The sequence below is a fragment of the Desemzia sp. FAM 23989 genome (assembly GCF_045528345.1).
Lineage (GTDB): Bacteria > Bacillota > Bacilli > Lactobacillales > Carnobacteriaceae > Desemzia.
In genome coordinates, this window is record NZ_JBGQQT010000040.1 from 1 (window position 1) to 5768 (window position 5768).

At 37.2% G+C, this 5768-nt stretch carries 6 protein-coding genes and 2 rRNA genes; 1 reads left to right on the forward strand and 7 read right to left on the reverse strand.

What is annotated here, in order from left to right:
* From ACEN36_RS12770 to ACEN36_RS12795, 6 genes are all read right to left on the reverse strand, one after another.
* Positions 1-106, reverse strand: a 16S ribosomal RNA gene (locus ACEN36_RS12770); the annotation flags it as partial.
* A gap of 451 nt (positions 107-557) precedes the next feature.
* The gene (locus ACEN36_RS12775) at positions 558-1286 is read right to left on the reverse strand and encodes a DUF554 domain-containing protein (protein ID WP_407126878.1); all 729 of its coding nucleotides are present in this window, start codon (positions 1284-1286) and stop codon (positions 558-560) included.
* A 46-nt stretch (positions 1287-1332) separates the two neighbouring features.
* A complete protein-coding gene (locus tag ACEN36_RS12780; protein WP_407126868.1) occupies positions 1333-1713 on the reverse strand; it encodes a RidA family protein in 381 nt (126 codons plus the stop codon).
* 10 nt (positions 1714-1723) lie between these two features.
* Positions 1724-2425 (reverse strand): 4-carboxy-4-hydroxy-2-oxoadipate aldolase/oxaloacetate decarboxylase, encoded by a 702-nt coding sequence (locus ACEN36_RS12785; RefSeq protein ID WP_407126870.1) that lies wholly within the window; start codon positions 2423-2425, stop codon positions 1724-1726.
* Positions 2425-3168, reverse strand: a complete 744-nt coding sequence (locus tag ACEN36_RS12790) for a PIG-L deacetylase family protein (RefSeq protein WP_407126872.1) — start codon at positions 3166-3168, stop codon at positions 2425-2427. The genes ACEN36_RS12785 and ACEN36_RS12790 overlap by 1 nt, the downstream gene beginning before the upstream one ends.
* 61 nt (positions 3169-3229) lie before the next feature.
* Positions 3230-4201, reverse strand: coding sequence for a VOC family protein (locus ACEN36_RS12795; protein ID WP_407126874.1), 972 nt, complete (start codon positions 4199-4201; stop codon positions 3230-3232).
* Positions 4202-4488: 287 nt separating this feature from the next.
* Here ACEN36_RS12795 and ACEN36_RS12800 point away from each other — a divergent pair, with 287 nt between their 5' ends.
* Complete coding sequence (locus ACEN36_RS12800; RefSeq protein ID WP_407126876.1) at positions 4489-5130, forward strand: GntR family transcriptional regulator; 642 nt, start codon at positions 4489-4491, stop codon at positions 5128-5130.
* Between the two features lie 554 nt (positions 5131-5684).
* Here ACEN36_RS12800 and rrf read toward each other — a convergent pair.
* Positions 5685-5768, reverse strand: a 5S ribosomal RNA gene (gene rrf / locus ACEN36_RS12805); the annotation flags it as partial.

Genomic DNA, 5768 nt, shown 5'->3' on the forward strand with positions numbered 1-5768 from the left:
CGCCACTCTTCTTTCTCGGTGCAAGCACCGATAGGAAGCGTTCGACTTGCATGTATTAGGCACGCCGCCAGCGTTCGTCCTGAGCCAGGATCAAACTCTCATAAAAGTTGCAGACCGAAGTCTGCTTGTTTTAATGATGCTTGTAGCTCATTAATTGATTGCTAGCGAATAATTATTCACTAATTTGTTTGTTTTGGCACTTGCCAAAACTTCCTTACACGTTTGGTTCGTCTTACTTTGTTTAGTTTTCAAAGGTCTAATTTCGTTTGCGTTGTCGCTGCGACAACTACTTAATAATACCAGAGTGTCAAATCAATGTCAACAACTTTTTGGAATTATTTTTTATTGTCTTTTCGAAACATTTGAATAACGTCGCTGTGACAACTTCTATATATTATCATCTATTTTAATATGCGTCAACTGTTTTTTAACATTTTATTTCAAAAAAGCACAATTCTTTTTACTACTATAATACAAGCCCTTCTAAATAAAGATTTTAGAAGGACTAAATATGCATTTTAGGTATGAAAAATGTATTTTTTACCACTATTTTATAGTTAAAACATCGGAACCAGCCAATTTGTCCAGATGTAGCTCAGCGGCATGACCAACAGCATAGCAGGTATCATATCGGCAACAGGAAATTCTTTTACTTTCATCATTCTAAATCCAGTCGCAATCATCAAAAAACCTCCTGCAGCTTTAAAGTCATTGATCATAACTGGTGACGTCATTGGAAAGATCACTTTCGCTAACAAGAACAGGACAAAGAAGATAACAAATTGCGGAATTGCAATAATTGAAACAACATATCCTAAATTTGCTGCAAATATAGCTGCTGTAAAGAAATCTAAAATAGATTTTGAAAATAGAATCGTGCTGTCTCCAGTCATCCCTGCATCTAATGATCCATATATTCCTGTTCCGCTTGCACAAAACAGGACAATTACGGTTGTTAATGTAGAAATGTATTCTGCAGGATCCATTCCATGCTTTGGTGTCTTAAACAAAGTAGTAATTGTCTTTTCCATCAATACGCCGCTCTGATTGATCCAAGTTCCTAAATGCAACACTAGACCTAAGCCGGTTCCTATTACTACTGCAAAAACTACTGCAGGCATGTTTTCCATAATTCCTAACGTAAATATCCCCATCGATAAAGAACAAACTCCAAAAATGAGGGTGATCTGTGTTTTAAAATGAGGGCTCAGGTATTTCCCAGCTAGTCCTCCTACAATACCACCTAACGCAACTGACAACACATTCACAATAATCCCAATAGGCATCGCATTCTCCTCGTTTCTTAAAGTCATCTACTAATTCCCTTTGTATCTACAATACTGCCGTCATTTCTATCTGAATGTGCATGCCCGGTTTTAACGACTGAACACTTGTATGGCGAGCTGGACGATTAGAAGGATCAGGAAACATGGTGAGCCAAGCTGTATTTAATTGTTTTTTATAGGATTCATCTGTTATCAGTACGCTAAGATGAGCAATATTTTCTGTACTGCCTCCTGCTTTTTCTACTATTTCTTCGAGATAATTAAAAAGTAAATCCGTTTCTTCTTCAATTGTTTCCGGTATCTTTCCTGTCTCAGGATGTGTTCCCATTACAGCTGAAGTGAACACCATATTATTTACCTTAACAGCAGTTGGAATAGGATTTTTATGAGAAGAACCGCTTATCTCAATTACTTCACGAATCGCCATGATTGCCCTCCTATTCTTTAATATCCGTAATGTTGTCTACATATACTACATCTTGTTCTTTTAAAATACCTCTTAGGTCATGGAAGTCCATGCTTAAAATTCCAGCAGCAATTTTTTCTTTTACGCCTGCTTCTTTTTCCATACGTTTATTCGCACTTTCTAAAGTAGCAGCTAAATTTTCTGTTTTGACAACGACTACACCATCTTCATCTGCCATGATCAAATCCCCACCACGAACGATTTGTCCAGCACAATTGGCAGGAGTATTTACCCAACCACCTTTTCTCTTAAAGGTTCCGTTTGAATAAATTTCTCTTGTCCAAACAGGAAAACCTAATTCGCGAAGTCTCTCTACATCACGGGTTGCAGAATCAATGACAACGCCTTGAATACCTCGTTTGATTAAAGCTGTGACGATCAGTTCTCCGATCATCCCGCCTATATAGTTGCCAGTTGTGGTGGTAATCACTAGAATATCGCCTGGTTGGCACACTTCGATCGCTGCATGAACCATTAAATTGTCTTCAGGAGGACAAATTACGGTTACAGCAGGACCTACGATTTTTTGTCCTGGCGAAATAGGACGAAGGTATGGCAACATCAAGCCTGTTTTTTCTTGTGCTTCGTAAACAGTTGAAACGTCTAGCGATCTATAAGCATCTAACATATCTTTTGACGGTCTTGGAATATTTTTTACAATGTATTTTTTCATTAATTAAAAGTACCTCCTACGTATGGGAAGAAGCGGGTAAAGGCTTCTGCATATTGGTATTCATTATTGCCAGAACAACGACGAGCTTGGTTACCCCTGATCAATGCTTTCGCACTGTAATAGTCGATCAAATGCTTTTGAGCCTTGAAGCAGTTCATTGCAGCTACTTTTTGCTCATAAGTTTCTGTAATATCAATGATGACTTCCGGTTTGAAATCACTGATTTCAGCTTGATGAGGTTCAAATCCAAAGATACTGCTTTGTTTGCTTCGTTTCGTATCCTCTAAACGAACGCCGTTTGAAGTAGAGAGCACACTTGCTTCAAACACAAAATTCGATACCAATTCATGATCTGGATTGAAAGCATCTTTAGGACCATGAGTCAAAATCACATGTGGTTGCACTTCTCTGATTTTACGCAACATTCTTTCTTTGTCTTGGTCAGTCACGCTCATATGGTAATCTTGCAAGTCCCATATTTCATAATCTGTCACGCCCAACTGTTTCGTTGCTTCTTCAATTTCTTGGCGACGGATCTTTTTGACGTTTTCCATTGTTTGATTCAGGTCGTTCCATAAATCATTAGATTCTCCGCGCGCCCCATAACTTAAGATCACTAGAGAAACTTGTGCGCCATGTTTGATGTACTTAGCGATCGTTCCTCCACTACGCCAAATAAAATCTCCGGCATGTGCACTGACAACTAACAAGCGAGTATCTTTATCAATTATTGTTTCTTGCATTTTTATCTCCTCTTTCACATATTCCATCCAATACAAGCATGATTAGACGGAAACTATTTTTTTAATGCCCACTTATTTCTGTGGCTTCTATTACTGGTGTTCCATAAGTATGGAAAGCTGCTACAGTTGGATTTCCCCACGCTTGACCTCTAGCACGTTCAATTTCATTCCAAGAAATAACATCCCACTCAGGTTCTAAAACATGATAACCACCAGAAGCGATCTCAATTCGGTTTCCTCCTGGTTCGTAACAATAGACAAAATACGTTTGATTGATAGCGTGTTTACTTGGAGCAAATTCAATATAAATTCCATTCTCATTGAAGATATCTGCTGCCCGAGCAATTTCTTCTAACGAATCAACTTCAAAAGCAATATGGTGGAACCGACCTTTAGTTCCTGTAGCATCTTTCGTGTAAACTACCTCATACGATTTCGTATTTGGACTGTACCAAACAGCTTCACGAGATCCGGTAGTTGTCTGGATTTGTTCGGTCAATCGCATACCTAAAATATGCTCCATCATATCTCCATCTGCTGGAGGGTTTGAAGAGAGGAAATTGATATGGTCAAGATGCTTAACTCCAACGCCTCGAGCCATATATTTTTGAGGTTGATTTTTAAAGAACGGCTTCAATTCAAGTGGTGCTGCATATTTTTCTGTTTCATAATACAGCTCTTGTAAGTGACCATCTGGACCTCTAAATTGATAAGATTTTCCATGGCCATAATCTCCTTCAGTCCAACCAACACCAAAACCGGCTATTTCCAATTTTTCAGCCAGTTGTTCTAAAATTTCAGGACTAGCTGTGCGATAACCTGTATGCCCTATCCCTGGATACTCAGAAGCTGTCAGGATAACTGAGTACAGCTCCCAATCTCTCCAACAGCGAAGGTAAACGGATTCATTTTCTCGTTTAACTTCTTCCATACCCAATATTTCAACAAAGAAGCGCATACTTTCATTTAATTTGGGCGTTAATATTTCCACATGACCTAAATAAGCTATTTCGTGAGTAGTATGACTTTTCATTTTTTTCCACCTCTTCTATTTTTTAACTCATTTCTTCAAATCAAAGAAATCGTTTTCAATAAAATTTAAAAAAATAATACAACTTATAGGCACCTGACTTACAAACCAAAACATCTTTTGGTTCATCTATTTTGTTGAACAATCTTATTATACAATTATGGTTTATTAATGTCAAACAACTTTTTTTATAAAACGTGAGTTGACAGCGTTCAATCAAAAAAAGTATAGTATAAGCAACAGATTGTTTAACAAAATCAATAAACAATTACAAGAAAAGAGGTGTAAAAATGGGATTACCAGTAGATACAGCATACGAATTTATCAAAGAAAAAATTATGGACGGCAGCTACTACCCATCGCAAAATTTAATAGAAAATGAATTAGCTAACACACTGGGTATCAGCCGCAGTACTATAAAGAAAGCTTTATTAAGATTAGAAAGAGAAAATTTAGTGACTTTAGAAACAAATAAAGGAGCCAAGGTAAAAGCATTTTCATTAGAGGAGATCATTAATTATTTAGAAATCAGAGAAGTGCTAGAAGGAGCTATTTTAAGACGAACCGCTTCCACTATCAGTGATGAAGACTTAAAGAAACTCTCTGAATTAATTGATAAAATGAAAAATTTCGCTAGAAAAAATCAGTTAGATGATTATTCTGTATGCAATAAGCAATTCCATGAGATTATTTATACTGCATCTACGAATCAAGAAGCAGTAGCTCTTGTAAAACAAATCAAAACTCAATTGCAGCGTCTCCATCTTAAGACTAATTTAATACCTGGACGCTTTGAACAATCGTTGCAAGAACATCAGAATATTTTTACTGCTTTAAAAAATCGAGATGGTAAAGCAGCTCAGCTAGCTGTAACACAACATGTTGAACATCTGCGAGACACCATTATGACTCACTATCAGCGTTTAGTGTAGTACTGGTTAATAAAATAGATACCTATGATTTAAGGATAACAGTCTAAAATACCCTTTTCATTAATGCTGCAGAAGATAAAAAACCCGTAACCATAAACTAACAGGCACTACTGTTATTTTGGCTGCGGGCTTTTGTATTTTGAGAATGTCCTTTAATCTTTTTAATGAAAAACGTGTATTTCTGTAGGAACGATATTTTGGTTCTAAAATATTTAACGTTGGTCAATAAAAAATATATTTCTTTTTAAAGCTAAATCTATTAAAAGCATATTCTTAGAAATTTCTGTAGGAATATGGGAATGCTTATAGCCATGAAAAAGAGGCAATGTGAATTAGATGGGTATTGGAGCAATTGCGACTTACACCATCTTTGAAGCTTGCACAAGCCTTGAGACGCGGTTTTCGGCTCAAGGGTGCTCATGGCGTTCCATAAGCAACCCCATAGGCTGGAAGAAATTTCTTTACCAACGCTAAAAGATGAAGAGGCGATATTTTTAACCAGCAAGAACCCATATGTACAAAAAAAGCACCATCCGAAGATGATGCTTTCGATTGCGCGGCAACGTCCTAGTCTCACAAGGGGAAACCCCTCACTACCTTCGGCGCTAAGAAGCTTAACTACTGTGTTCGGCATGGGA

Coding starts and splice junctions, on each gene's coding strand:
- ACEN36_RS12775 (WP_407126878.1), bottom strand. CDS start 1,286: ATGCCTATTGGGATTATTGTGAATGTGTTGTCAGTTGCGTTAGGTGGT.
- ACEN36_RS12800 (WP_407126876.1), top strand. CDS start 4,489: ATGGGATTACCAGTAGATACAGCATACGAATTTATCAAAGAAAAAATT.
- ACEN36_RS12790 (WP_407126872.1), bottom strand. CDS start 3,168: ATGCAAGAAACAATAATTGATAAAGATACTCGCTTGTTAGTTGTCAGT.
- ACEN36_RS12785 (WP_407126870.1), bottom strand. CDS start 2,425: ATGAAAAAATACATTGTAAAAAATATTCCAAGACCGTCAAAAGATATG.
- ACEN36_RS12795 (WP_407126874.1), bottom strand. CDS start 4,201: ATGAAAAGTCATACTACTCACGAAATAGCTTATTTAGGTCATGTGGAA.
- ACEN36_RS12780 (WP_407126868.1), bottom strand. CDS start 1,713: ATGGCGATTCGTGAAGTAATTGAGATAAGCGGTTCTTCTCATAAAAAT.